This is a genomic window from Psychrobacillus sp. FSL W7-1493 (assembly GCF_038004905.1).
Classification (GTDB): Bacteria; Bacillota; Bacilli; order Bacillales_A; family Planococcaceae; genus Psychrobacillus.
On record NZ_JBBOSB010000001.1, the window covers coordinates 1930517 to 1956092 of the forward strand.

Consider the following 25576-nt stretch of genomic DNA (forward strand, 5'->3'; position numbering starts at 1 on the left):
GGAGTGGGTACTTTGACAACTGTTAAAGACGACAAAACGGAAAAAGAAACTATTAAAAGAGAATTTTATCATTTAATCATAGATGGAGAAAAAATGAAAGGGTCGAGTGGCGAAACGATAAAAACCTACAATCCGGCAACGGGTGAGTTAGTGGCAGAAGTTGCAAAGGCTTCAAAAGAGGATGCAGAAAAGGCAATAGCTGCTGCACGTCATTCATTTGATCATGGAAAGTGGAAAATGTATCCCGTTGGTCGAAGGGCGCAAGTTTTAAATAAAATTGCTGCCATCATGCGATCTCGCTTTAATGAACTAGTAGAGCTAGAAATTTTAGATACGGGAAAATCACTACACGCCGCTCAGGGCCAAGTAACACAGGCAATAGAGGATTTTGAATTTTACGCAGGGGCAATTGTTGGTCATAGAGGGACGGTTAATAACGTACCCGGTCAGTTTCACAACTATACCGAAAAAGAACCCGTTGGCGTATGTGCACAAATTATACCGTGGAACTACCCACTGATGATGGCTGCCTGGAAGGTTGCTCCTGCAATTGCAGTTGGCTGTTCGGTTATTGTAAAACCAGCTTCTTTAACTCCTCTCACTGCCATTGCACTAGGGGAAATTTGCCTAGAGGCAGGCGTGCCAGCCGGAGTTGTTAACGTCATTCCAGGTTCAGGGTCGGATATAGGTAATTATTTAGTCGAGCATCCACAAGTCGATAAGGTTGCTTTTACAGGGTCCACGCCTATTGGTAAGGACATTATGGGGAAGGCATCTGAAAGCTTGAAGCGAGTAACACTTGAGCTTGGTGGTAAGTCGCCTAGTCTAGTCTTTGCTGATGCAGATATAGATGCAGCAGTAGATGGCTCCTTGTTTGGTATTTTCTATAACTCAGGTCAATCGTGTGAGGCTCGCTCTCGATTGTATGTCCAAGAGGAAATCTATGATGAATTTATGAGTAAATTTGTAGAAAAGACAAAAAGACTACAGCTAGGAAACCCTTTTGATAAAGGGACGCATGTTGGGGCAATTATAGATCAAACCCAGCTGGACACTATAAATGGATATGTTCAGTCGGCAATTAAGGACGGAGCAGAGATTCTAGCTGGAGGTCATAAATGCTCTCCTAAAGGATATGAAAAAGGATTCTGGTTTGAGCCGACTATCATTACTAATGTGAATCACGACATGAACATAGTTAAGGAAGAAATTTTTGGACCGGTTGTGGTGGTAATGAAGTTTAAAGATGAAAAAGAAGCTATTAAGCTAGCTAATGATACTACTTTTGGTCTTGGCTCTGCGGTTTGGTCTAAAGACGGAGCAAGGGCAACAAGAGTAGCTAATCAAATAAAAGCAGGAATTGTAATGGTAAATTGTCCGTTTTCTGCATTTCCAGGCACTCCGTTTGGTGGCTATAAGCAGTCAGGCTTTGGCCGAGAGCTTTGTATTGAAACATTAGATTTATACTCAGAAACGAAGAGTATTTTATCATATTATGGTAGCCGTCCTTTGAACCCTTTAGGACTATAAAATAACTGGACAGGAGCTAGAGTGGTTCCTGTCCTTTTTTAGTATAGTAATAAAAAATATGGAGGTGCTTATATTGATTAACTGCATAGTTGTTGTGGGTTCCGGGGTAATGGGGCGAGGTATCGCTTACGTAGCTGCAGTTTCTGGTTTTGCCGTAACGGTGGTGGACACAAAACCTACTGCCTTAGAACAGGCTAAAAAAGAAATTGAGAGCTTATTTGAAAAAGGTATTAAACGACAAAAGATAACTTCTGATATGGCGGAAAAGTCTTTAAACAAGCTGAGGTATGAAAAAGATCTTTCTTTGGCTCTGGAAACGGCTGACTTAGTTATAGAAGCTGTGCCTGAGCAACTAGCGATTAAGAAATCCGTCTTTGAAGCATTAGTACTGCATGCTCCCGCTAAGTGTTACTTTGCTACTAATACATCTACCATGAGTCCTACGGAAGTTGCTTCCTTTTCTAATCGTCCGGATAAAACAATTGCCATGCACTTTTTTAATCCGGTACATAAAATGCCATTAGTAGAGATTGTAAGAGGGCTTGAGACGAGTGATGAAACAGTTGCTGCTATTAAACAGGTTGCTGAGCAAATGGGAAAGGAAACGGTAGTAGTTAAAGAATTTCCAGGCTTCATAACTAGTCGAATCAGTGCTTTGGTTGGTAACGAAGCGTTCTATATGCTTCAGGAAGGAATCGGTACGCCAGAGGAAATTGATAAGGCGATTAAGCTCGGCTTGAATTATCCGATGGGTCCGTTTGAGCTAGGAGATCTCGTTGGTTTAGATACTAGACTGAACAATTTAAAATATTTACATGAAAAGCTTGGTGAAAAATATCGGCCTGCCCCCCTCCTTGAACAATACGTCAAGGCTGGTCGTCTTGGAAGGAAGACAGGCAAGGGAGTTTACAGCTATACCGGTGAGGAGGAGTGAAGATGAGAGAGGTTGTAATAGTCGATGCTGTTCGTACTCCTATCGGGAGATATAATGGGTCTTTAAAAAGTATTAGACCAGACGATTTGGCTGCCATGGTTATTAAGGGACTTCTAGAAAGAAACGAACGTGTTCCAGTGGACCAAATAGAAGAGGTTGTCCTAGGTAATGCAAACCAAGCAGGGGAGGATAATCGTAATGTGGCAAGAATGTCCGCATTACTTTCTGGTCTTCCAATAGAGGTTGGAGGCACGACAATAAACAGGCTTTGTGGTTCTGGCTTAGATGCTATCGTTTATGCTGCTCGGGCAATAGCAGTTGGCGAGGGTGATATATACATAGCTGGTGGAACAGAGAGCATGACTCGCGCCCCTTATGTAATGGCAAAGCCTATGAAAGAATTTCCCCGAGGGAATATGGAGCTTATAGATACGACAATTGGATGGAGATTTATAAATCCATTGTTAGAAGAAATGTATGGTACCGATTCGATGCCTAAAACAGCTGAGAACGTTGCCGAGAAATATAAAATAACTAGAGAAGATCAGGACCTCTATTCCTTTGAAAGTCAGCAAAGGGCTAAAAAAGCAATGGCTGAAAATCGCTTCTTGAATGAAATAATACCAGTGAAGTATACAAATCAAAAGGGTCAGGAAGTGATCATTGATACTGATGAGCATCCGAGGCCAGAAACAAGTTTGGAAAAGCTGAACAAACTTCCTCCTATTTTTAAAGGAGGTAGTGTAACGGCAGGAAATGCATCTGGTGTTAATGATGGAGCAGCAGGCTTGCTTCTAATGAGCGCAGACAAAGCAAAGGAATTAGGTTTGAAGCCTATAGCAAGGTATATTGCATCCGCTACTGCTGGTGTAGAGCCTGGTGTAATGGGAATAGGACCTGTATTTGCAACTAACAAAGTACTAAAGCGTGCAGGAGTTTTAAAAGAAGAAATTGGCTTAGTCGAATTAAATGAGGCATTTGCTTCACAGTCGTTGGCTTGCATTCGTGAATTAGAACTCGACCCAACAATTGTAAATGTGAATGGTGGTGCAATCGCTCTCGGACATCCGTTAGGTGCTAGCGGAGCAAGGATAGTGACTACACTTCTATATGAGATGAGGAGAAGAGAAGTGAGATTCGGTCTTGCCACTATGTGTGTAGGCGTAGGTCAAGGTATAGCTGCAGTATTTGAAAATATACAGTAATTATTATAAGTAAAAGGATAGATTGAAAGTCAAATAGAGGCTGGGACATAATTAGTCAATTAATTAAAAGACGTGAAATCAGCAAACTTGATTTCACGTCTTCACCTTTTTAATATAACTGGTATCTAATGAAAAATTTCTCTATTCTTATTGTTTGGAGAGGAGGGGGCGACTCCTGGTGGAACAGCGCGAGCTGAAAGCCCCGCAGGAGCAAAGCGACGAGGAGATTGAAGCCGTGCCACCGGAAAGCGCCCCCGTATCGGAAAACAACTATATTGTATTTTGAAGAGACTTATGTCCCAACCTCTTTTGAGTACATTAAACTACCAGATTATTTAGTTGGAACGCTCTTTTGTCTGTTAGGATAAAATACGGTGATAAGTAACGCCAGTATGGATAGTATAGTCATGAAAATATAGGCGTCGCTTGAACCGTAAATGGATGCTAACGCTTTAAGCTGATCGATACCAGCTGTAGGGATTTACTTCGAGATATTTTCGGTATGCTTTAATGACTGAACCGTGAAAATAGTAACAACAACTGCTGTTCCAATCGAGCCAGCAAGCTGACGAACCGTATTGTTAACTGCAGTACCATGTGTTATAAGCAATTTAGGTAAGGCATTTAGCCCAGCTGTATTTAGCGGCATCGTGATGAAGCTTAGCCCAATACGCAAGAAAATCGTTCGAATCATCAAAAATGTAAAGGACGTCGAATCATTTAAATCTGTCACGACCCACATGGTTGGAATAATGAATAACAATCCAGTTATAAACAATGGTTTGGCACCATACTTATCGTATAGTTTTCCTGTAACTGGTGACATGAAAGCGTTGACTAACGCTCCTGGTAATAATAACCCAGCATCAAGAGCTGTAAAGCCTCTACCGTCCTGCAAGTAAATGGGCAGTAAAATCATATCTGCATACATAATCATCGTAACAAGCACATTAATTATGGATATCATAGTGAATGTCTTATTTGTAAAGACATTTAAATTGAGCAACGGATCCTCTGATCGTAATTGACGCATGCAGAAAATGTAAGTAATGACTATTCCAGCAACGGTAGAGCTTATAATAATTGGATTAGTCCAGCCCTGACTGCCTGCGCTACTAAAACCGTAAAGTAAAAATCCAAATCCAAGTGTAGATAATATAACACTTAGCCAATCTAGCTTAGCGGTTTCCTGATCAGATATATTGATCAAGTATTTAAGTGCAAGTACGATAATGAATACGACAAAAGGCAATAAACCAATAAATAGCCAGCGCCATGAAAAATATTCAAGTATAAATACAGCCAATGTAGGAGCAATGGCTGGAGCGAAGATAATAGCAAAACCGATTAAGCCCATTGCACTTCCGCGTTTTTCAGGTGGATATATGAACATAACAATACTCATCATTAACGGCATGATAATTCCAGCTCCAGCTGCTTGAATCATTCGACCAGTTAGTAGAATACTAAAGTTCGGAGCAAGTGCGCAAATTAGAAAGCTCTAATGAACGAACTCAGTTATTATCATATTTAGACTATTTCTATAACCATCGCATCTTGTTCTCTGTTTTATTTAAAGAAGACCGTTTTAAGCGAAAAATGCATAAAGAAATAAAGTCATTTATCAAAGCGCGGAGAACAACAAGACAAGTATTAAATGGGCCAGAACGTGTCTCACTGGATATACTTGCTTCTGCAATGTTTGGGGTGATTGAATGGTGGTTGGAAGAAGGTACGGAGCATAGCTCAGAATATATCGTCAATCAAATCGCATTACTTTTTAGAAGATAAATTGTTTTTCTGTGTTAATATAATGTCATTTATTTTTAACGTGTTGGTACAGCTCTTACTGGTTTCTCCAAGATTGAAAACAAATTCAGAAAATTAAATTATTTTCAGGGAAATAATTAGTATACTCTTATAACAAATTAAAGAAAAAATTCTGAAAAAGTGATATATTATTAATTAGGTAAAATAGAAATGAGTGATTAATAACATGTCTAATACACAGTCAATGATTTTCACTGTTTATGGTGACTATATAAGGCACTACGGCAATAAAATATGGATTGGAAGTCTGATTCGCCTACTCAAGGAATTCGGACATAATGAGCAATCCGTACGCGTAGCAGTTTCTAGAATGATGAAACAAGGATGGTTGGAGTCTGAAAAACAAGGTAATAAAAGCTATTATTTTCTAACTAATCGAGGCAAAGTAAGAATGGAAGAAGCGGCAAATCGAATATTTAAGCTTATGCCTAACGAATGGGATGGGAAATGGCGTATGTTAATGTACACAATTCCCGAGGAAAAAAGACAAATAAGAGATGAGCTTCGAAAAGAGCTGCTTTGGAGTGGTTTTGGAAGTTTTTCTAGTGGATGCTGGATCTCTCCGAATAATCTAGAAAAAGAAGTAAAATTATTAATAGATAAATATGAAATACACGAGTATGTAGACTTTTTTGTATCTGACTATAAAGGTCCAAAAGAGAACCAAGCTTTAGTTGAAAAAAGCTGGCCACTTGTTGATATAGAAGCAAAGTATAAAGAATTTATAACAGCTTATAGTCATCAGTATATTGTGCATCAAAGTATGATAAATGATAATAAAATGTCCTCTGCAGACTGTTTTGTAGAACGAACAAGGTTAGTCCATGAATACCGAAAGTTTCTTTTTATTGATCCTGGTCTTCCGAAGGAGCTATTGCCAGAGATCTGGAACGGAAATCATGCTGCTCTTTTGTTCGAGCAATATTATAAATTACTTGCACCATTAGCTAGTGAATTTTTTGAGGGTGTTTTCCAAGAGGATAATGATTTGAAAAGAAGAGATGAAGAATATGATGTTAATTACCACCCTCTATTAAAAGAACTCTAGGAGTAGTGCTATTCCTAATAATTAAATAGTAGAAACTTCTTTAACAGTTATTCGTAAGTATATGAATACAAAATGGAGGTTTACTTAGATGATGGAGTGGAGGAAGCGTAAAAAAGAGCTAAGTATTAAAAGAAAAAAGAATAATATCCAAGTATCAAAGTGGAGTTATTTTGATTTTTTTTTCACTTTAGCTGATATTATTATACTGCCAATTCGTTTTGTTTTTTGGATACTTCGAGGTATTGGTAGAGCGATAGGAAATCTTTTTGATGGGATATAATATAAACGAAAAGGGGGCTGGGACAAAACTCTCTTTCCAATAAAAACCTCTCAAATCCTACGACCTGGCAAAGTTTTAGGACTTCTATTCAAATACATGCAGTTGTTTTCCGATACGGCAGGCGCTTTCCGGGGGCACGGCTTCAATCTCCTCGTCGCTTTGCTCCTGTGGGGCTTTCAGCTCGCGCTGTTCCCCCAGGAGTCGCTGCCTCCTCTCCAAACAAATATAGTGGAGAAATTTCTTACAAGATATCAGCTAGCTATAAAAGTAAAAAGGTGAAATCAAGTTGCCGATTTCACCTTTTTTAATTTATTGACCAGTTTCATCCCAGCTTCTTTTTGAATTAGTATTAATAATATTAGTAATACTTACTGCTTTTGCTTAGAAAGTTAAGCTTTACGACAAAGTGTCTTCAAAAATTTCTCGGTAATCATACCCTTTTTGTACATAAGTATCAATTGATAGTTGTATAAGCTCAAGATCCTTATCGTTAAGCTCCCTCACAACCTTTCCAGGAGAGCCGACGATTAATGAACGAGGAGGAAATTTTTTACCTGAGGGCACTAGGGTGTTAGCCCCTACGATACATTCCTCACCAATCTCGGAATGGTCTAAAATAGTAGATCCCATTCCAATAATGGACCGTTTACCAATCCTGCAGCCATGTAGAATGACATTATGTCCTACAGTCACTTCATCTTCTATAATAACTGGAGCATCTTCATACAAGTGAATCGTTGAATTGTCCTGTATGCTACATCTATTACCAATCGTTATTGGTGCCTCATCACCACGTAAAACAGAGTTAAACCATATAGTGGATTCCTCACCCACTCGTACATCGCCAATAATCTTCGCTCCTGGTGCAACCATTGCGTTATCACTTATACTTGGTGACTTTCCTTTGAATGAAATAATCAAATAATTTCCTCCTTTTTAAATATTAGCAATTGTCATTCTACTAATTATAATATAACATATTTTTATAGGGGTGGATAAAAAATGATATACGTTTGTAAGTTGTTAGGTATTTCCTATCCAATCATTCAGGGAGGGATGGGAAACATAAGTAACGCTCAGCTTACAGCTGCAGTGTCTGAAGCTGGTGGTTTAGGTACAATTGGTTGCGGTACGATGACACCAAAAGAAGTGGAACAAATCATACTAGAAACAAAAGAGATAACCGAAAAAAGATTTGCTATTAATATTGCCATTAATGTTTCACCATTTGTAGAAGAACTGATAGAACTTGTTATAAAACACGAAGTACCGATTGTATCTTTATCGGCTGGAAACCCAGCACCTTATATTCCTATATTACAAGCAAACGGGATTAAAGTGATGACTGTTGTCGCTTCTGTAAAACAGGCGCTAAAATCAGAACAAGCAGGGGCAGATATGATAGTTGGTGAAGGTTTTGAAGCAGCAGGTATTAATTCTAGTCTTGAATTGACCACTTTCACGTTAATTCCTCAGCTAGTAAAACATGTGAGGATACCTGTTATTGCAGCAGGAGGAATTGGTGATGGGAAAGGATTGGCGGCCGCACTATCCCTAGGTGCTAGTGGGGTGCAGCTAGGAACAAGGCTAGTGGCGACGAAAGATGCGCCCTTTCATGAAATGTATAAAAAAAGAGTAATTCAAGCTAGTGATTTAGATACACTATTGCTTGGGCGAAGTGTTGGTAGAATTCGGAGAGTGTTAAATACTCCTTATGCGAGTCGGTTGATGGACCGAGAAAAACAGGGGCTGACTATCGATGATTATTTAAAAAGTACGACGGAGGAGCACCATAAAAAAGGAGCAATAGAGGGAGACCTAGAAAGTGGTTTTTTAAACAGTGGCCAAATAGCTGGTTTGTTGGATGATCTGCCTTCAGTAGAAGATTTGTTCAATAGAATGATGATCGAAGCAGAACAAAAACTTCAAAATGATTTAATAGAAATTAGACAATTAAAAAAAGAAAGCTAAAAACGAAGACCACCTCTGGTCAGCGAATTTAACTTCTCATTTTAAAGGCATCAAGCGTTTTTAGTTTGTGATTTCTAGCATATTGCTCGATTGAAGAACTGCTCGCCTTATCCTCTAGTAATTGTATAAGGGTCTCATGCTCTTCAATGGATTGGGGGGTTCTCTTAGGATAAAACGTAAAACCAGCCTGTCTCACTATATCTAGTCGACCCCATGTTTCTTCAATATTTTTTATTAGTAATTCGTTTGGACAAAATGAGTAAATATGAAAATGGAATTCTCTATTAAGTGCTCCTAGTTTATCTAATTCATAGTTATCAAGCATAATTTTCATTTCTCTGTTAATTTCTTTTAACTTTGTAATACCATCAGCTGTAATGCTTGTGGCGCTAATGGCCGTAGCATAGCCCTCAAGTAAAGCGAGTACTTCTAATGATTCCTTATATAGTTGATTGTCAATTCCTTTGACGATTGCTCCGATATTAGGTTTAAATTCAAGAAGCTTTTCTGATTCGAGCTGATGAATTGCTTCCCTGACCGGAATATGACTAGAGCCGACCTCCTTTGCAATTTGATTGATAATGATTCGTTGACCAGGTGCGTAAGTACCATCTACTATTCTTGTACGAATAACTTTGTAAGCATATTGGCGTTTATTCATATTAGTTTTCATAATAATCGAATTGTATATCATTTAATATATGAAATCAATAAATAGATAGATTATTTAAAAATTACTGAAACAATTAATACAGTTATTTTGTCAAGATACGAACTATATATAGAAAATAGGGAGATTTATATGATTCCTATTAGGAGAGTAGAACATAATATCAAAAATATATTCTGATAATAAAATAAATTCTGATAAAATATTGTAATAATATATAAAATGATATATGATATTTGTAAATATTTAACGAAACTTCTCCTGCGTGCTCAATAAAAGAAAGGAGTTATTCATTTCATTTGCTTGTAAGCGCTTCCAATAGTGTAATGTGTGTTCTTTAAAAACTAAATGATTAAAGTAGGTGAGTTATATGTTAGAAGGCTTAGAGATTGGGAGTAAAGAGACCATTCAAATCACAGTTACAGAAATGATGTTTGCTGCATTTGAAGGAGAAGTAGTACACCCTGTCTATTCGACGGTGAGTATGACATATCATATGGAATGGGTCTCTAGGAAAATAATTTTACCTTTTTTAAGCGCTGAACAAGAGGGAATGGGAGCTTCAGTTAAGATCAAGCATGTTTCACCCGCTCCTTATGGAAGTCTGGTTACTTTAACTGCTACTGTTACAGAGCTTCGAGACAATAAAGTAATAACAAAAGTGGTAGCTGAGAGTCAAGCTGGAGTTATCGGTCTGGGTGAGGTAACTCAGGTTATTTTGCCAAAGGCTACAATAAAAACAAAATGGAACGAGGCTACAGCGTAAGAATATACACTGAAATTGCCTAAGGAGGAACTGATCTAATGCTAGCTGAAAGATTATCAATGACAAAAGAATTTGAGCTTTTCGATCGAATGGCTTCTCATGAGCAGGTTGTATTTTGTAATGATCCCACTACTGGCCTACGAGCGATTATCGCTATCCATAATACGACCCTCGGTCCAGCTCTCGGTGGATGTCGAATGCAACCTTATAATAGTGTGGAAGATGCGCTCGAGGATGTTCTAAGGCTTTCAAAAGGTATGACGTATAAGTGTGCAGCAGCAGATGTGGACTTTGGGGGAGGAAAAGCAGTCATTATTGGTGATCCTAAAAAGGATAAATCACCGGAGCTATTCAGAGCATTTGGTCAATTTGTCAATTCACTTGGCGGCCGTTTTTACACAGGTACAGACATGGGCACGACGATGGAAGATTTCATACATGCGATGAAGGAAACTAATTTCATTAATGGACTACCTGAGGCTTATGGTGGTGGAGGGGATTCATCGATCCCAACAGCAGCAGGAGTTATAAATGGATTAAAAGCTACAAATCGAACACTATTTGTAGATGAAGAACTCGGAACGAAAAGCTATGCAATTCAAGGACTGGGAAAAGTAGGCTATAAAGTTGCCACTAGTTTACTAGAAGCTGGCGCGAACCTTTTTGTGGCTGATATAAATGACGAAAGCCTTCATTCCATTCAGCAGATTTCAGCAAATTTAAAGGGAAACGTAAAGATTGTATCGAATGATGAAATTTACTCTACTGATGCTGACGTTTTTATTCCTTGTGCACATGGAGGAATTATAAATGATATGACGATTCCTAAGTTGAGAGTAAAGGCAATAGTAGGTTCTGCCAACAATCAATTACTAGCAGATCGACATGGAAGAATGCTCAGAGAAAAAGGAATACTATATGCACCAGACTATATCGTCAATGCAGGCGGTCTGATTCAAGTGGCTGATGAACTATATGGCTTTAACCATGAGCGAGTTCTAGCTAAAACGAAGCAGATATATCATACCTTATTAGAGGTATATAAGGAGGCTTCCCTTACCGGAAATACAACGGAAGAAGCAGCAAATACGATGTGTGAAAAGCGTATTAAGAACAGAAAAGCTCGCAATAACTTTTATTCAGCACCATTAAAGCCAAAGTGGAGTATTCGCAAATAAGTCGTTTGGAGGGAAGCTAAGTGAAGCATAATTATCCTTTAAAAAGAATAATGGATGATGAAGGGACACTACTAGATGAACAATTCAAAGAACAAATTGAGGAAAGCTTAGTCAAGGAACTTTACTTTCACATGCTACGCATTCGAACGTTCGACCGGAAGGCTATCAACCTACAAAGACAAGGTAGATTAGGAACCTATGCACCATTCGAGGGGCAAGAAGCATCTCAGGTTGGTAGTGCGCTTGCATTAACAGAAGATGACTGGGTTTTTCCGACCTATCGTGATCATGGAGCTACTTTAACATTTGGTAAGAGCATGGCGAGAACCTTTTTATACTGGAATGGAAGAATTGAGGGATGTTTTTCCCCGAAGAATAGAAACATATTCCCTCCCGCTGTGCCAATCGCAACTCAGCTTCCCCATGCTGCAGGAGCAGCGTGGGCAGAAAAAAGAAAAGGCACAAAAAATATAGCGATAGCTTATTTTGGTGATGGAGCTACTTCTGAGGGAGACTTTCATGAAGGATTAAACTTTGCTAGCGTCTTTAAAGTACCTGCTATCTTTTTCAATCAAAACAATGGCTTTGCAATTTCTGTTCCTACGGAAAAGCAGATGAATTCAGAAACCATTGCGCAAAAAGCAGTGGCTTATGGAATGACTGGTGTTAGAGTAGATGGAAATGATAGCCTTGCTGTATATTTTGAAACGCTTAAAGCAGTAGAGAAAGCAAGAGCAGGGGATGGACCTACCTTAATAGAGGCTGTCACATGGAGAAAAGGTGCCCATACGACTGCAGATGACCCATCCAAATATAGAGCTGCTACCATGGGAGACCATATTGTGGATCCCCTTTTAAGACTAGAGTTATTTATGAAAAACTACGGTTACTGGAATGAAGAATGGTTGCAAGCTACTACTGAGGAGATTAGTAATGAAATAGATGCAGCTGTAGAAGAAATGGAAAATTTCCCACCTCCTAACGTAGAGGATGTTTTCAACCATGTATTTGCTGAAATGCCTGCTCAGCTAACCGAACAAAAAGATGCGTATCTTGCATATTTAGGGAGGCAATGATCAATGACCCAGTTAAAACAATCAAGTGCTTCACAAGAGACAACAAAGCAAATGACATTAATCCAGGCGATAAACGATGGGATGCGTGTTCTACTAGAGGAGGACGAATCTACACTTGTGCTTGGTGAAGACGTGGGTAAAAATGGTGGGGTTTTTCGAGCTACTGAGGGACTCCAAGAAAGGTTCGGTGCTGATCGAGTAATCGACACTCCTCTTTCTGAATCAGGAATAATAGGTACTTCTATTGGATTAGCTGTAAATGGATTTAGACCAATAGCTGAAATTCAGTTTTTAGGATTTATTTATCCAGCATATGAGCAAATCATGACACATGCTTCGAGAATTCGGATGAGGTCTATGTCTCGTTTTACAGTGCCAATGGTTATTCGTGCACCTTATGGAGCAGGGATACGTGCACCGGAAATACATTCGGACAGCACCGAAATCCTATTTACTCATATGCCTGGTATTAAGGTAGTCTGTCCTTCCAGTCCATATGATGCAAAAGGATTGTTAATAGCTGCAATGGAAGATCCTGACCCAGTTCTTGTTTTAGAGCCTATGAAGAACTATCGATCGGTGAGAGAGGATGTTCCAATAAATAAATATAAAGTGGAAATTGGAAAGGCGAAGGTTGTCCAAGAAGGGGCAGATGTAACCCTCATTGCTTGGGGAGCAATGGTTTCAATCGCTCAAAAAGCTGCAGAGCTTGCAGGAAAAAAAGGAATACATTGCGAAATAATAGATTTACGTACGCTTTATCCATTAGATAGGGAAACAATCGCCAAATCTGTGCAAAAAACAACTAGAGCAGTAATCATTCATGAAGCTCATCCTACAGGTGGGTTAGGTAATGACATCGTATCTATTATTAACGATACCTCATTCTTATATTTGCGAGCACCTGTTGAGCGAATTACAGGTTTTGATGTTCCTGTTCCATTCTTTACTTTAGAAGAGCATTATCTACCTACTCCCGCTAGAGTGATGGAGGGGATTGATAAAGTAATTCATTTTTAAGGAGGGTTTTGAATGATTGATGTGAAATTACATGATATAGGAGAAGGAATGACTGAAGGAGAGGTTATCCACTATTTAGTTAAAGTGGGTGATAGGGTGCAAACGGACCAGCCTTTAGTTGAAGTCCAAACAGATAAAATGGTTGCAGAACTTACCTCTCCTTGTACTGGTATTGTCAAAGAGATTCGAATTGCTGCAGGAGAAATGGTTAAAGTAGGTACCAGTCTTCTTTCCTTAGAAAGTGAGGGCGGAGGGGGTTCCTCAACCGAGCAGTCGTCAAAGGATATATCAGTAGAGACTAGCTGTAACCAGCCCTTAAAAGAAGATAAATCCTTAGAGTTCACTTATAAGAGAATACTAGCTACACCTTACACAAGAAAAATAGCTAGGGAACATAACATCAATTTAGAGGATGTGACACCTTCAGATCCTTCAGGAAGAATTACAGAAGAGGACGTTATGAGGTTTATAGATCATAAAACAGAGAAGAAGATTATACCTGAGAAGATTGTTACTCCAACGCAACCAGATGAAATACCCTATAAAGGAATTAGAAAAAAGATTGCTGAAAATATGAAGAAATCACTTTTTACCATTCCACATGTAACCCATTTTGACGAAGTGAATATGACTAATCTATTAGAAATGAAGGCACAGATGAAAGCCACTGGTCATTCCATAAGTATTCCAGCCTTTCTCTTGAAAGCACTTGTCATTTCCTTAAAGGATTTTCCGATATTCAATGCCGAGCTTGACGAAGAAAATAGTCGGATACTCCTCAAGAAAAGCTATCACATAGGCATAGCCACCAACACAGAAAACGGACTGATTGTCCCTGTACTCCACGATACCGATAAAAAGTCTCTCATACAAATAAATCAAGAAATAAAAGAATTAACACAAAAGGCCATAGCAGGAAAGCTTCAATCATCAGAAATGCAAAACAGCACATTTACAGTTAGTAATGTAGGACCTTTAGGCAGCATAGCCGCCACTCCTATTATCAATTATCCAGAGACGGCACTGATCGCATTCCATAAAACCAAAAAACAGCCAATCGTTAATGCGCAGGATGAGATTGTTATTGGACACATCATGAATCTATCCATGTCATTTGATCACCGCGTAGCAGACGGTGCAACTGCAATTGCATTCACGAATCGTTTTTCAAGTTTGATCGAACATCCACATAAACTAATTTTGGAGATGATTTAGATGGTTGTAGGAGAAATAAGCCATAAACGAAATCTAATCATTATTGGGGGTGGACCAGGAGGATACAGCGCAGCTATACGAGGTGCTCAGCTTGGCCTTTCTGTTACTATAATTGAGCAAAAAAAATTGGGAGGAGTGTGCTTGAACGAAGGTTGTATACCTTCAAAGGTTTATACTTTTGCAAGCTCGAAACGTTCCGAGTTGGATCAGCTAGTTAAGATTGGTATTGATGCGGCTGGAAGAGATATAGATATCCAGAGATTACTTGAATATCAAAAGGATGTAATCGGACAGCTGAGGTCAGGTGTAGAAAGACTTTGCCAGGCGAATAAGGTAGAAATCGTTCAAGGGAAAGCTACGTTTATAGCAAAGCATAAAATTGGTGTGGAAAATGGTCACCAATTCGATATGTATGAGTTTGACCAAGTAATTATCGCTACAGGCAGTAAAAATATACTTCCTAGCTATATAACTTCTAAGAGTCCTCATGTGCTATATCCGTTTGAACTGTTTCAACTAAGCAAGCTGCCTGAAGATGTAATCATTGATGGTCAAGATTATATTGCCCTAGAAGCGGCCTCAAGCTTGGCAGCACTTGGCACACAAGTAACCTTATTAATAGAATCCGATACTGGGCTACCTTTTGATGAATCGGTCAATAAGGAGTTATTAAGAATATTTAAAAAGAGAAAAATAAAAGTAGTAGAGAAAAAAGAAATTATTGGGACTCATGAGGATTTAAACGGTTTCTCTGTTACGGTGTTAACCAATCAGCATAAAGAAATAACAATTGAGGCTTCTTGTTTAGTGGTTCCTGAGCTAAGGGTCTCAAACGTAGAAGAGCTTGGGTTGAAGCGTCTGGGCATGGATCTAGGTGTAAATGGATTTATCCAAGTAAACAATCGTTTAGAAACTTCAATCCCCAACATATATGCAGTTGGAGATGTAACAGGTGGTCCCCTGCTTGCTTGGAAGGCTATCAAGCAAGGAAAAGCGGCAGTATCTTTCATTGCGGGAGAAAGACCAGAGGTGGACATAACAATCGCCCCCACTTGTGCTCATACAATTCCACCGGTAGTATCTGTCGGTTTAACGGAACAACAGGCAAATAACCTAGGACTTTCTGTACGTGCAAGTAGATTTCCACTTGGCGGTAATGGTTATTCCACAATTACTGGGAAAAGAGATGGATTTATAAAGGTAATCTCTGATTCTACGACTGAAGTAATTCAAGGAATTCATATGATTGGCGATGGCGCTATCGAATTGTCAGGCTCCTTTTTACAACTATTAGAGATGGCTGCGAAGGAGGAGGATATTAAATTTCCAAATTACGTGCACCCAGGCATAAATGAGGCACTACTCGAATCGGTTGAAGGATTGCTTGGACAAGCGATTCATCTAGCTCCAGTAAAGAAGGAAGTGGTAATTGGTTAAACTACGGCTATAAACTATTTTACCAGAAGCTTGTTAAATAACTAAAAGAGTCGGAGGGGGAAATAACGTGAAGAAAAAATGGAAGGTTTTTTTAACTGTATTAGCTAGTGCATCCTTGTTACTTGCTGCTTGTGGAGATGAGGGTGAGAAAGCTTCTTCGTCCAAAACCTATAATATTGGAGTTACTCAAATTGCGGAGCACCCATCCTTAAATGCAGCTTATGACGGCTTTAAAAAGGCTTTAGAGGATGGAGGAATAGAGGCGGAATACAATTTTCAAAATGCGCAAGGAGACGGTAATAATAACACAACTATAGCTACAAACCTAGTTAGCTCCAACGTCGATTTAATCTTTGCAAACTCAACAGGAAGTGCTCAAGCTGCACTTAGTGCAACACAGGACATACCGATTGTATTTACATCTGTTACGGATGCAGTTGGTGCAGAGCTAGTTGAATCGATGGAAAAGCCAGGCGGTAATGTCACGGGTACTATTGATTCCCATCCGGATGCTATTGCTAATACAATGAAATTTTTAAAAGAAGAGCTTGGTGCAACGAAAGTCGGGATGGTATTTAACTCAGGCGAACAGAATTCACGCTCTCAAGTTGACTCCGTTAAGGAGTTACTGAAAGACATGGATATGACGGTTGTAGAAGCATCAGTAGCTACAACTGCTGATGTAAAACAAGCAACGGAATCACTTATAGGAAAAGTCGATTCTATGTATATCATCACAGATAACACGGTTGTTTCTGCACTGGAATCGGTAATCTCAGTAGCAAATGAAAACAAAATTCCTGTGATGGTAGGAGAATTTGATTCGGTTAAGCGTGGTGGCTTAGGGGCATATGGATTTGAATACTACGATATTGGTTACGAGGCTGGTCAGATGGCAGTCAAAATATTAAAAGGGGAAAGTAAGCCTGCTGATATCCCAGTACAGGTACCTCAAAAGCTGAAATTAATAATGAACCAGAAAACTGCAGATACAATTGGTGTGGATATTAAAGACGAGTGGAAAGCTGAAATGAGCGAATAACGAGGAGGTGATTCTTTATGTTTTCAGCAGTATTCGGCTCAATGGAACAAGGAATCATTTATGCAATTATGGCACTTGGAGTGTATATCTCATTCCGAGTGCTAGATTTTCCAGATCTGACGGTTGACGGTAGCTTTGTAACAGGGGCAGGGACTGCTGCTACGATGATTATACTTGGGTATCATCCCGTATTGGCAACAAGTATGGCTATATTAGCTGGCTTTATAGCAGGCTGTATGACTGGGTTACTGCATACAAAGGGAAAGATAAATCCCCTTCTATCTGGGATATTAATGATGATTGCACTGTACTCGATTAATTTAAGAATTATGGGGCTCACCTCTGAAAACTCTATAGGTCGTCCTAATATTCCCCTGTTGAATGCTGAAACTCTTTTTGTTCAGTTCCAATCATTTTGGAGTGGGCTTGGTATAGATTCCGCACTCAATAGCTTTTTGCAAATGCTTGGAGTAGAAAGAGTTCCATCTACATGGGGAACTATGTTTCTGATGGCTATTGTAGTAATCCTTATCAAAATCATAGTAGATTGGTTTTTAAAGACCGAGATAGGCTTAGCGATCAGAGCAACTGGTGACAATAAGAAAATGATCCGCAGTCTATCAGCCAATACAGATACTTTAATCATTATAGGTCTTGGTTTTTCTAATGCCCTTGTTGCTTTCTCAGGTGCCTTAATAGCTCAGTATGCTAAATTTGCTGACATTGGCCTTGGGATTGGGATGATCGTGATTGGTCTTGCTTCTGTGATTATTGGTGAAGCTATTTTTGGAACAAAAACGATTGTCCGTACAACATTAGCAGTAATAGCTGGAGCGATAATTTATCGTATCGTGCTTGCACTGGCTCTCCGTTTAAACTTTTTGGATACAGGTGATATGAAGCTTATCACCGCGGTAATTGTTATAGGAGCACTAGTGCTACCACAGTTTTTAGAAAAGAAAAGGGAAAAAAATAGAAAGGCAAAGCGACATTCTGAAAGACTTCGAGAAAACCAATCCTTATTGATGAAGGAGGGGACAGCTATTGTTAAAGCTCAATCAGATTAATAAGCTTTTTAATGAAGCAACACCAGATGAAAAGGTAGCATTAGACCAAATAAACCTTGAGCTCCGTCCGGGTGACTTTATGACAGTTATTGGCAGTAACGGAGCAGGTAAATCAACTATGCTTAACATGATATCAGGTGCTCTATCTCCAGATTTCGGAACAATAGAGATTGAAAAAAAGGATGTTACTAAAATGCCTGAATATAAACGCTCTCAAATGATTGGTAGAGTTTTTCAGGACCCGATGGCTGGAACCGCTCCAACGATGACTATAGAGGAAAACCTTGCGATGGCCTATTCAAGAAATAAAAAAAGAAGTTTCAAAATTGGTGTCGATAAGAAAAGGCGTGATTTTTTCCGGACCTCTCTGGAAACGTTACATCTCAACTTAGAAAATCGACTAAATGCAAAAGTAGGTTTGCTGTCTGGTGGAGAAAGGCAGGCACTTTCCTTATTAATGGCAACCTTTACAAAGCCGGCCATTTTACTTTTAGATGAGCATACAGCAGCACTCGACCCTTCCAGAGCAGAACTCATTACGAGTCTTACAAAGGAACTGGTGGAAAAGGATAAGTTGACGACGTTGATGATCACGCATAATATGCAGCAGGCTTTAGATTTAGGCAATCGATTAATAATGATGGATAAAGGTCAAATCATTTTACAAATAGATGCCGAGGAGAAAAGAACTTTAACAATCAATAAGCTTATGGATGAATTCCAACGAATCCGGGGAGAGAAGTTAACAAGCGATAAAGCATTGTTATCGGTCTAAGGAGGTATGCAGATGAGTTCGGCAAGCATAAAGCTTCGTCATCTAAACGAGTTAAAAACAGTTGAGGTGGATCCTCTAACTAACTCGTTTTACTTAAATGGACAAAGAAATGGGCTAAAGGATTACCCTGTTGCTTCACCCGTTTGTGGGACAGTGTACGGAACTATACTTAACTATAAAGAAGATCTTACAGCCATAGAAGAGCAGCTTCATCAAAAACCTTATGCTGCTCCTCCTAACGCGCCTATCTTGTATATAAAACCGGCAAATACAATCAATTTTCATGGTGCTCCTATTCCTATGCCAAAGGGGGTCTCTACACTAGAAGTTGGAGCATCGTTAGGAGTAGTTATCGGTAGGAAGGCGATTGCTATAAAAGAGGAGGAAGCATTTTCTTATATTGCTGGTTACACAATTGTAAATGATGTCAGTATTCCACACGATAGTATTTTCCGACCAGCGGTGCCATACAAGGCAAGGGATGGTTTTTGTGCCATTGGACCTTGGATCATAGATGCCAAAAATATTATAGACCCAAATTCCTTTACGATAAAGGTCTATATTAACAATGAACTCCAGTTAGAAAAAAACACGTCTACTCTAGTGCGCCCAATTGCTAGATTGCTAGAAGAAATAACGGAGTTTATGACGTTAGACGTTGGGGACCTCCTACTGGTCGGAATTCCTATAGCTTCTCCTAAAGTACACGTAGGAGATCAGGTCAGAATTGATATAAGCGAAATAGGGACGTTAGAAAACTATATTATGGAAGAGGAAGAGGGGTGTTTCTTATAAAAAGAGCTAGAGTTGCATATGGTGGAGCTATTCATAATGCAAGTGAATATGACACTAGGCTTCAGCTTGAGGATGGTAGGATTGTGAAACAGGATGAGGTTACATGGTTAACACCCCTTAACCCGCGAACTACCTTTGCTTTAGGTCTTAACTATGCCGATCATGCTGCAGAATTAGCTTTTGATGCCCCTTCTGAACCTCTTATCTTTTTAAAGGGACCTAATACATTTGTAGGTCATAAAGGGTTTACCAGACGACCATCTGATATAACTTACATGCATTACGAATGTGAGCTTGCTGTTGTAATCGGTAAAAAAGGCAAACATGTAAAAAAAGAAGACGCTTACGATTATGTTAAAGGCTATAGTATAGCAAATGACTATGCTTTTAGAGATTACCTCGAGAACTATTACCGACCAAATCTTCGTGTGAAAAATAGGGATGGCTGTACTCCGCTTGGACCATGGTTAGTGGATAAGGAGTATATTCCAGATCCAATGAATCTTCCATTATATACGTATGTTAATGACAAGCTCGTTCAAAAGGGTAATACGAAAGATATGATATTTGATATTCCAACACTTATTGAATATATCAGTAGCTTTATGACCTTAAGTGAAAATGATGTCATTATAACCGGGACACCTAAAGGCTCGGTGGACACTAAAGTGGGCGATCATATTGTGACTGAAATTGAAGGAGTTGGTCGTCTAGCAAATACTATTATAGGCGATGAAAAATTCATTAAGAGTTAATACGGAAGGGGAATTGATTTGCCTCATTTTATTGTAGAGTACACAGACAACTTAAAGGAAGACATTAAAGTGGAGCAGCTATTAAAAGATGTTCATCAAATACTTATAGCTAGAAACGATACATTCCCAATTGGAGGAATTCGATCGAGAGCAATAGAGCTAACAGATTATCGAGTAGCTGATGGGTTAGAGGATGATGCCTTTGTACATGCCACATTAAAGATTGCTGCAGGTAGGTCTGAAGAAATCAAGGCAGAAGTATGTGACGCTATATTCGAGGTTATTAAAGCTCACTTCGATGAAACGATGAATAAAAGATACTTAGCACTGTCTATGGAATTGGTTGAATTTAGTGATTCAGGAACGTACAAGCAGAACAATATTCATTCTCGTTTTTAAATATTATCATGCTTTAAATCATATATTATTTCATATATTCTTGTTTAATTTGTTCAGAAAATTCGGATTTAGGAGGTTGTAAATATGGGTGCTCGAACAGGGAAGGAATACATCCAAGGTGTGAAGGATCGTCAAACAGAGGTGTGGATTCACGGAGAAAAAGTAGAGGATGTGACTACCCATCCAGCTTTTAAAAACGTGATAGAAAGTGTAGCGGGTTTATATGATCTCCAGCATGAAAAGCCAGAAAAAATGTTATACAAATCACCAACTACCGGAGATAAGGTGGGGCTTTCCTTTATCGCACCGAAAACAAAGGAAGATTTGTTTAAAAGAAGAGAAATGCATAGTGAATGGGCAGCTTTTTCGGGTGGAATGATGGGTCGTTCACCTGACTATTTAAACACAAGCATTATGGCGTTTGGAACAGCAAGTAAGTTCTTTGCACAGGAGGGAGGCGGGAGTAAGCAATTTGCTAAAAATGCAGAAGATTATTATGAATATGCGAGAGAGAACGACATCAGTCTTACGCATACACTTATTCATCCGCAGGTGAACCGATCCATGCTAACACAATCGGAACAAAAGGACCCTTTCTTATCTGCCCGTATTACTAAAAAGACGACAGATGGAATTATCATAAACGGATGTCGCCTACTAGCTACCCTAGGGGGAATAACGGATGAATTAGTCGTATTTCCATCTACTATAAATCGAACTCCAGGTACAGTGGACGATCCATTTGCCTTTGCATTTGCTATTCCCAACAACACACCAGGCTTAAAATTTCTCTCCCGCGAATCTTTTGATTATGGAAAGAGTAAATGGGACCATCCACTAGGTGCCAGATTTGATGAAAGTGATGCGATTATATCGTTCGAGGATGTATTAGTGCCTTGGGAGAGAGTCTTTGTTTGTGAAAGCACCGATATTTGTAATCGTACGTATGCAGAAACGAATGCCGTTATCCATATGACGCATCAAGTAATCTCTAAAAACGTTGTGAAAACTGAATTTATCCTAGGTGTAGTTATTAGCATGATGGAGGCCATTGGTATCGATAAGTTCATGCATGTAAAGGAAAAGGCCAGTGAAATCATGGTGATTCTAGAGGTGATGCGCTCTCACTTATACCGAGCAGAGCATAATGCAAAGATAGACCAATACGGCAATATGACCCCAGACTTCGAGCCATTAAATGCAGCAAGAAACTGGTTTCCTAAAATGTACCAGCGTATGAATGAAATTATCAAAATTTTAGGTGCCTCTGGATTAATGGCATTGCCAACTGAAGCAGACTTTAGCAATGATGATGTAGGTTCTTTAGTGCATCGCTATACTCAGGGTGCAAACATAAATGGGGAAGAACGTGTGCAGCTGTTCCGTTTAGGCTGGGATATATCCATCAGTGCATTTGGAAATCGACAAGCTCTATATGAATATTATTTCTTTGGAGATCCGGTTCGTATGTCCAATGCTTATTATGATAGCTTCAATAAGCAACCGTATAAGGATATGGTGACTAGCTTTTTAAATAGAGCGAAAAAGGAAGCAGGCATACTTTCATAGTAAAGATTTTCATAAAGGAGTGTATCCATGCAACAGCTTAAAAATGAAATAGATAATCAGTTATTCCGAACGATAATGGGCAGCTTTGCAACTGGAGTTACGGTCATTACTACAAAAGTAGAGGAAGAAGTTTATGGCATGACAGCGAATGCATTTATGTCAGTTTCTCTTGAACCTAAGCTAGTGGCTATAAGTATCGGAGATAAAGCTAAAATGCATTCTTATATAAATTTATCTAAACGATTTGCTATAAATATTTTGGCTGCTAACCAACTGGAGCTTTCGAAGCAGTTTGCCGGGCAGTTGAATTCGAACCTGGAAGTAGCATTTGATTACTATCAGGAGCACCCTATTTTAAAGAGCTCACTTGCAGTTATCACTTGTGAATTGTTTAACCACATAGACGCTGGCGATCATACTATTTTCATTGGAAAAGTAACAGGGGTAAAGCACGAACCAAGTGAGCCTCTCTTGTTTTTTGGAGGTAAATATCAAGAGTTAATCAAATAGCTGGAGGAAGAAAATAATGGATTGGAAGGAGTCGAATAAATTGGCATATGAAGAAGAAAAAAAGAAGCTAAGAGGTTCTATTTGTCCTGTAGTTACTCCCTTTACAGAAAATGGAGAAATAGATGAGGAATCCTTTAAGAACCTTATCCATTGGCAAATAGAAAGTGGGAGTCACGGTATATCTGTGACGGGTACAAGTGGGGAACCAAGCTCGTTAGCCATTAAGGAGCGTAAAAGAGTAATGAAGCTAGCCAGTGAAACAATTGCTGGTCGAGTATTTTTTGCACCAGGTACAGGGTCAACCAACCACGATGAAACGATGGAGCTTACTAAGTATGCAGAGGAACTAGGCGCTGATGCTGCTATGGTAATTGTTCCCTACTATAATAAGCCAAATCAGGAAGCGTTATATACACACTTTAAAGTAGTTGCAGACTCTGTGAAGATCCCAATTATCATCTATAACATTCCAGGTAGATCTGCAGTAAATATGGAAGTCGGTACGATGAAGAGACTAGTTGAAGCTTGTCCAAACATAGTTGGAGTAAAGGAGGCAAATAAAGATTTTGAGCATGTTAATCGTGTACTCCTTAATTGTGGAAGAGATTTTCTACTTTATTCAGGAATAGAGCTTCTATGTTACCCAATGCTTGCTATTGGCGGTGCAGGCTTTATTAGCGCGACGGCTAATGTAGAACCTGCTAAAGTAGCGGAGCTTTACAATGCTTGGACAGCTGGAGATGTGGAGAGGGCTCAGGATCTACATTTTGAACTAATGCCTTTGAATGATGCGTTATTTAGAGATACGAATCCTGCTCCGGCAAAGGTGGCCCTAGGGATGATGGGGAAGATAAACCCTAAACTGCGACTTCCATTAGGTCCACCATCACAAGCAGTAAAGGATGAAGTGCGACAGACTCTAATAAGCTTAGATATTCTGCCGAAAGAAACTGCCCCACAATTTTAATGAAAGAAGGTGATGAACATGGTGTCTTCTCATGAGTTAATTTCACTCAAGCATGAAACCCAACAAAGCATTTCCCTCTATATAAATGGTGAGTTTACGTCTGCAGCTAGTGGTGCAACTTTCAACAACATGAATCCTTTTACGAACGAGCAAATCAATACAGTCTCGGAAGGCCAAAAGGAAGACATAGATAAAGCTGTTGCAGCAGCTCGTGATGCTTTTGACAATGGTCCATGGAAAACGATGAAGTTAAGCAAAAGGTTGTCTTATATTTATCGTATTGCAGACCTTATTGACGAGGAAGTAGAACGAATCGCATATTTAGAGGCTTTAGATACCGGTTTGCCAATAAGCCAAACAAGAAAAATGGTAAACCGTGCCTCTGAAAACTTTCGCTTTTATGCAAGAATGGTTGAGAGTCGTCTGGTAGGGGATGTCTATCAGGTGGATGACGAATTTGTCAATTATACGATTCATGCCCCTGTAGGCGTAGCCGGATTAATAACTCCATGGAATGCACCTTTCATGCTTGAGACATGGAAGATTGCTCCAGCACTTGCTACAGGAAATACAGTAGTCCTAAAGCCAGCAGAGCTTTCTCCTCTATCGGCAAATCTATTAGCAGAGGTTATTCATAAGGCAGATCTACCAAAAGGAGTCTTTAATGTGGTTCACGGTAAGGGAGAAGTAGCTGGTGATGCTTTAGTTAAGCACCCTGATGTACAGCTCATTTCATTTACTGGGGAGACTACAACTGGATCTACTATTATAAAAAATAGTGCAGACACCTTGAAGAGCTGTTCCATGGAGCTAGGCGGCAAATCTCCAATAATTGTTTTTGAGGATGCCGATTTCGAGCGAGCACTAGACGCCTGTGTATGGGGTATTTTTTCCTTTAATGGGGAACGCTGTACTGCTAATTCTCGATTATTCGTCCAAGAAAGCATTAAAGACAGGTTTATAGATGCGTTAAAGACGAGAGTTGCTAATATAAAAGTGGGAGACCCTTTAAATGACCTTACGGAGGTTGGCCCTCTTATTGATCGAGGTCACTATAACAAGGTACGTGGCTATATAGACATAGCACGTGATGAAGGTACTGAGGTAATCTCAGGACATCTTCCAGCTGAATTTTCCAAAGGAAATTTTGTGCCCCCAACATTAATTTTAAATGCTCATAACCAAATGCGTGTTGCTAAAGAAGAAATATTCGGTCCTGTTCTAATTGCTATGTCGTTCCAAGATGAAGAGGAAGTCATTAAGCTTGCGAATGATACTGATTATGGCTTGGCAGGTTATGTCTGGACGAACGATATTAAACGTGGACATCGCGTAGCACATAAAGTGGAAGCAGGAATGCTATGGGTAAATGCTCAAAACGTTCGAGATCTTAGAACCCCTTTTGGAGGGACGAAGTATTCTGGCATAGGCAGAGAAGGTGGGCATTACAGCTTTGATTTTTACACGGAGCATAAAATTATTCACGTATCAATTGAGGATCATCATATCCAGCAATTCGGAAAACAATAGAAAGGAG

General features: G+C 39.3%; 25 protein-coding genes and 1 pseudogene. 23 read left to right on the plus strand and 3 right to left on the minus strand.

Features of this window, described 5'->3' with window-relative positions; translation table 11 throughout:
• Nucleotides 1-12 precede the first annotated feature (12 nt).
• The 3 genes from MKX96_RS09775 to MKX96_RS09785 all read left to right on the plus strand — a co-directional run bounded on the left by MKX96_RS09775 (nt 13) and on the right by MKX96_RS09785 (nt 3669).
• Nucleotides 13-1530, plus strand: a complete 1518-nt coding sequence (locus tag MKX96_RS09775) for an aldehyde dehydrogenase family protein (RefSeq protein WP_340883401.1) — start codon at nt 13-15, stop codon at nt 1528-1530.
• A gap of 73 nt (nt 1531-1603) precedes the next feature.
• Nucleotides 1604-2464 carry a 3-hydroxyacyl-CoA dehydrogenase gene (locus tag MKX96_RS09780; protein WP_340883402.1) on the plus strand — a complete coding sequence of 287 codons (861 nt, stop codon included), beginning with the start codon at nt 1604-1606 and terminating at the stop codon, nt 2462-2464.
• Between the two features lie 2 nt (nt 2465-2466).
• Complete coding sequence (locus MKX96_RS09785; RefSeq protein WP_340883403.1) at nt 2467-3669, plus strand: acetyl-CoA C-acyltransferase; 1203 nt, start codon at nt 2467-2469, stop codon at nt 3667-3669.
• A gap of 331 nt (nt 3670-4000) precedes the next feature.
• Here MKX96_RS09785 and MKX96_RS09790 read toward each other — a convergent pair.
• Nucleotides 4001-5164: pseudogene (locus MKX96_RS09790) on the minus strand (DHA2 family efflux MFS transporter permease subunit); the annotation flags it as partial.
• Between MKX96_RS09790 and MKX96_RS09795 the strand changes: the two are divergent.
• The 3 genes from MKX96_RS09795 to MKX96_RS09805 all read left to right on the plus strand — a co-directional run bounded on the left by MKX96_RS09795 (nt 5152) and on the right by MKX96_RS09805 (nt 6827).
• The gene (locus MKX96_RS09795; RefSeq protein WP_340883404.1) at nt 5152-5460 is read left to right on the plus strand and encodes a TetR-like C-terminal domain-containing protein; all 309 of its coding nucleotides are present in this window, start codon (nt 5152-5154) and stop codon (nt 5458-5460) included. The pseudogene MKX96_RS09790 and the gene MKX96_RS09795 overlap by 13 nt on opposite strands.
• Before the next feature lie 205 nt (nt 5461-5665).
• A complete protein-coding gene (gene paaX / locus MKX96_RS09800; RefSeq protein WP_340883405.1) occupies nt 5666-6547 on the plus strand; it encodes a phenylacetic acid degradation operon negative regulatory protein PaaX in 882 nt (293 codons plus the stop codon).
• An 88-nt stretch (nt 6548-6635) separates the two neighbouring features.
• On the plus strand, nt 6636-6827 hold the full coding sequence (locus MKX96_RS09805; protein WP_340883406.1) for a hypothetical protein: 192 nt from the start codon (nt 6636-6638) through the stop codon (nt 6825-6827).
• Between the two features lie 396 nt (nt 6828-7223).
• On the opposite strand, the gene MKX96_RS09810 is transcribed toward MKX96_RS09805, so the two are convergent.
• Complete coding sequence (locus MKX96_RS09810) at nt 7224-7748, minus strand: gamma carbonic anhydrase family protein (protein ID WP_340883408.1); 525 nt, start codon at nt 7746-7748, stop codon at nt 7224-7226.
• A gap of 81 nt (nt 7749-7829) precedes the next feature.
• On the opposite strand from MKX96_RS09810, the gene MKX96_RS09815 reads away from it, so the two are divergent.
• A complete protein-coding gene (locus MKX96_RS09815; RefSeq protein WP_340883410.1) occupies nt 7830-8798 on the plus strand; it encodes an NAD(P)H-dependent flavin oxidoreductase in 969 nt (322 codons plus the stop codon).
• Between the two features lie 28 nt (nt 8799-8826).
• On the opposite strand, the gene MKX96_RS09820 is transcribed toward MKX96_RS09815, so the two are convergent.
• Nucleotides 8827-9459, minus strand: coding sequence for a GntR family transcriptional regulator (locus MKX96_RS09820; protein WP_240949557.1), 633 nt, complete (start codon nt 9457-9459; stop codon nt 8827-8829).
• A 379-nt stretch (nt 9460-9838) separates the two neighbouring features.
• On the opposite strand from MKX96_RS09820, the gene MKX96_RS09825 reads away from it, so the two are divergent.
• The 16 genes from MKX96_RS09825 to hpaE all read left to right on the plus strand — a co-directional run bounded on the left by MKX96_RS09825 (nt 9839) and on the right by hpaE (nt 25569).
• Nucleotides 9839-10234: a thioesterase family protein gene (locus MKX96_RS09825; RefSeq protein ID WP_340883411.1), complete on the plus strand. Its 396-nt coding sequence runs from the start codon at nt 9839-9841 to the stop codon at nt 10232-10234.
• Nucleotides 10235-10272: 38 nt separating this feature from the next.
• Nucleotides 10273-11412: a Leu/Phe/Val dehydrogenase gene (locus MKX96_RS09830; RefSeq protein ID WP_340883412.1), complete on the plus strand. Its 1140-nt coding sequence runs from the start codon at nt 10273-10275 to the stop codon at nt 11410-11412.
• A 20-nt stretch (nt 11413-11432) separates the two neighbouring features.
• A complete protein-coding gene (gene pdhA / locus MKX96_RS09835; protein WP_340883413.1) occupies nt 11433-12488 on the plus strand; it encodes a pyruvate dehydrogenase (acetyl-transferring) E1 component subunit alpha in 1056 nt (351 codons plus the stop codon).
• A gap of 3 nt (nt 12489-12491) precedes the next feature.
• A complete protein-coding gene (locus MKX96_RS09840) occupies nt 12492-13508 on the plus strand; it encodes an alpha-ketoacid dehydrogenase subunit beta (protein ID WP_251553046.1) in 1017 nt (338 codons plus the stop codon).
• Nucleotides 13509-13520: 12 nt separating this feature from the next.
• Complete coding sequence (locus MKX96_RS09845; protein WP_340883415.1) at nt 13521-14723, plus strand: dihydrolipoamide acetyltransferase family protein; 1203 nt, start codon at nt 13521-13523, stop codon at nt 14721-14723.
• Complete coding sequence (locus tag MKX96_RS09850) at nt 14724-16160, plus strand: dihydrolipoyl dehydrogenase family protein (protein WP_340883416.1); 1437 nt, start codon at nt 14724-14726, stop codon at nt 16158-16160.
• Nucleotides 16161-16227: 67 nt separating this feature from the next.
• On the plus strand, nt 16228-17202 hold the full coding sequence (locus tag MKX96_RS09855) for an ABC transporter substrate-binding protein (RefSeq protein WP_340883417.1): 975 nt from the start codon (nt 16228-16230) through the stop codon (nt 17200-17202).
• 17 nt (nt 17203-17219) lie between these two features.
• Complete coding sequence (locus tag MKX96_RS09860; RefSeq protein ID WP_340883418.1) at nt 17220-18269, plus strand: ABC transporter permease; 1050 nt, start codon at nt 17220-17222, stop codon at nt 18267-18269.
• The gene (locus tag MKX96_RS09865) at nt 18247-19044 is read left to right on the plus strand and encodes an ABC transporter ATP-binding protein (protein WP_340883419.1); all 798 of its coding nucleotides are present in this window, start codon (nt 18247-18249) and stop codon (nt 19042-19044) included. The genes MKX96_RS09860 and MKX96_RS09865 overlap by 23 nt, the downstream gene beginning before the upstream one ends.
• 12 nt (nt 19045-19056) lie before the next feature.
• Nucleotides 19057-19839, plus strand: a complete 783-nt coding sequence (locus MKX96_RS09870) for a fumarylacetoacetate hydrolase family protein (protein ID WP_340883420.1) — start codon at nt 19057-19059, stop codon at nt 19837-19839.
• Nucleotides 19836-20594 (plus strand): fumarylacetoacetate hydrolase family protein, encoded by a 759-nt coding sequence (locus MKX96_RS09875; RefSeq protein ID WP_340885967.1) that lies wholly within the window; start codon nt 19836-19838, stop codon nt 20592-20594. Before MKX96_RS09870 ends, MKX96_RS09875 begins: the two co-directional genes overlap by 4 nt.
• A gap of 18 nt (nt 20595-20612) precedes the next feature.
• Complete coding sequence (locus tag MKX96_RS09880; protein WP_340883422.1) at nt 20613-20993, plus strand: 5-carboxymethyl-2-hydroxymuconate Delta-isomerase; 381 nt, start codon at nt 20613-20615, stop codon at nt 20991-20993.
• Between the two features lie 84 nt (nt 20994-21077).
• Nucleotides 21078-22562 (plus strand): 4-hydroxyphenylacetate 3-monooxygenase, oxygenase component, encoded by a 1485-nt coding sequence (hpaB, locus tag MKX96_RS09885; protein ID WP_251553054.1) that lies wholly within the window; start codon nt 21078-21080, stop codon nt 22560-22562.
• Between the two features lie 48 nt (nt 22563-22610).
• Nucleotides 22611-23072: a flavin reductase family protein gene (locus MKX96_RS09890; RefSeq protein WP_340885968.1), complete on the plus strand. Its 462-nt coding sequence runs from the start codon at nt 22611-22613 to the stop codon at nt 23070-23072.
• Nucleotides 23073-23112: 40 nt separating this feature from the next.
• Entirely contained in the window at nt 23113-24039 is a 927-nt protein-coding gene (gene hpaI, locus MKX96_RS09895) for a 2,4-dihydroxyhept-2-ene-1,7-dioic acid aldolase (RefSeq protein ID WP_340885972.1), read from the plus strand.
• An 18-nt stretch (nt 24040-24057) separates the two neighbouring features.
• Nucleotides 24058-25569: a 5-carboxymethyl-2-hydroxymuconate semialdehyde dehydrogenase gene (hpaE, locus tag MKX96_RS09900; protein WP_340883423.1), complete on the plus strand. Its 1512-nt coding sequence runs from the start codon at nt 24058-24060 to the stop codon at nt 25567-25569.
• The last annotated feature ends 7 nt before the right edge of the window (nt 25570-25576 follow it).

Bases quoted from the DNA above. Each gene is read 5' to 3' on its own strand.
- MKX96_RS09785 (WP_340883403.1), top strand. From the start codon at position 2,467: ATGAGAGAGGTTGTAATAGTCGATGCTGTTCGTACTCCTATCGGGAGA.
- paaX (WP_340883405.1), top strand. From the start codon at position 5,666: ATGTCTAATACACAGTCAATGATTTTCACTGTTTATGGTGACTATATA.
- MKX96_RS09805 (WP_340883406.1), top strand. From the start codon at position 6,636: ATGATGGAGTGGAGGAAGCGTAAAAAAGAGCTAAGTATTAAAAGAAAA.
- MKX96_RS09815 (WP_340883410.1), top strand. From the start codon at position 7,830: ATGATATACGTTTGTAAGTTGTTAGGTATTTCCTATCCAATCATTCAG.
- MKX96_RS09820 (WP_240949557.1), bottom strand. From the start codon at position 9,459: ATGAATAAACGCCAATATGCTTACAAAGTTATTCGTACAAGAATAGTA.
- MKX96_RS09825 (WP_340883411.1), top strand. From the start codon at position 9,839: ATGTTAGAAGGCTTAGAGATTGGGAGTAAAGAGACCATTCAAATCACA.
- MKX96_RS09830 (WP_340883412.1), top strand. From the start codon at position 10,273: ATGCTAGCTGAAAGATTATCAATGACAAAAGAATTTGAGCTTTTCGAT.
- MKX96_RS09840 (WP_251553046.1), top strand. From the start codon at position 12,492: ATGACCCAGTTAAAACAATCAAGTGCTTCACAAGAGACAACAAAGCAA.
- MKX96_RS09845 (WP_340883415.1), top strand. From the start codon at position 13,521: ATGATTGATGTGAAATTACATGATATAGGAGAAGGAATGACTGAAGGA.
- MKX96_RS09850 (WP_340883416.1), top strand. From the start codon at position 14,724: ATGGTTGTAGGAGAAATAAGCCATAAACGAAATCTAATCATTATTGGG.
- MKX96_RS09860 (WP_340883418.1), top strand. From the start codon at position 17,220: ATGTTTTCAGCAGTATTCGGCTCAATGGAACAAGGAATCATTTATGCA.
- MKX96_RS09870 (WP_340883420.1), top strand. From the start codon at position 19,057: ATGAGTTCGGCAAGCATAAAGCTTCGTCATCTAAACGAGTTAAAAACA.
- hpaB (WP_251553054.1), top strand. From the start codon at position 21,078: ATGGGTGCTCGAACAGGGAAGGAATACATCCAAGGTGTGAAGGATCGT.
- hpaE (WP_340883423.1), top strand. From the start codon at position 24,058: ATGGTGTCTTCTCATGAGTTAATTTCACTCAAGCATGAAACCCAACAA.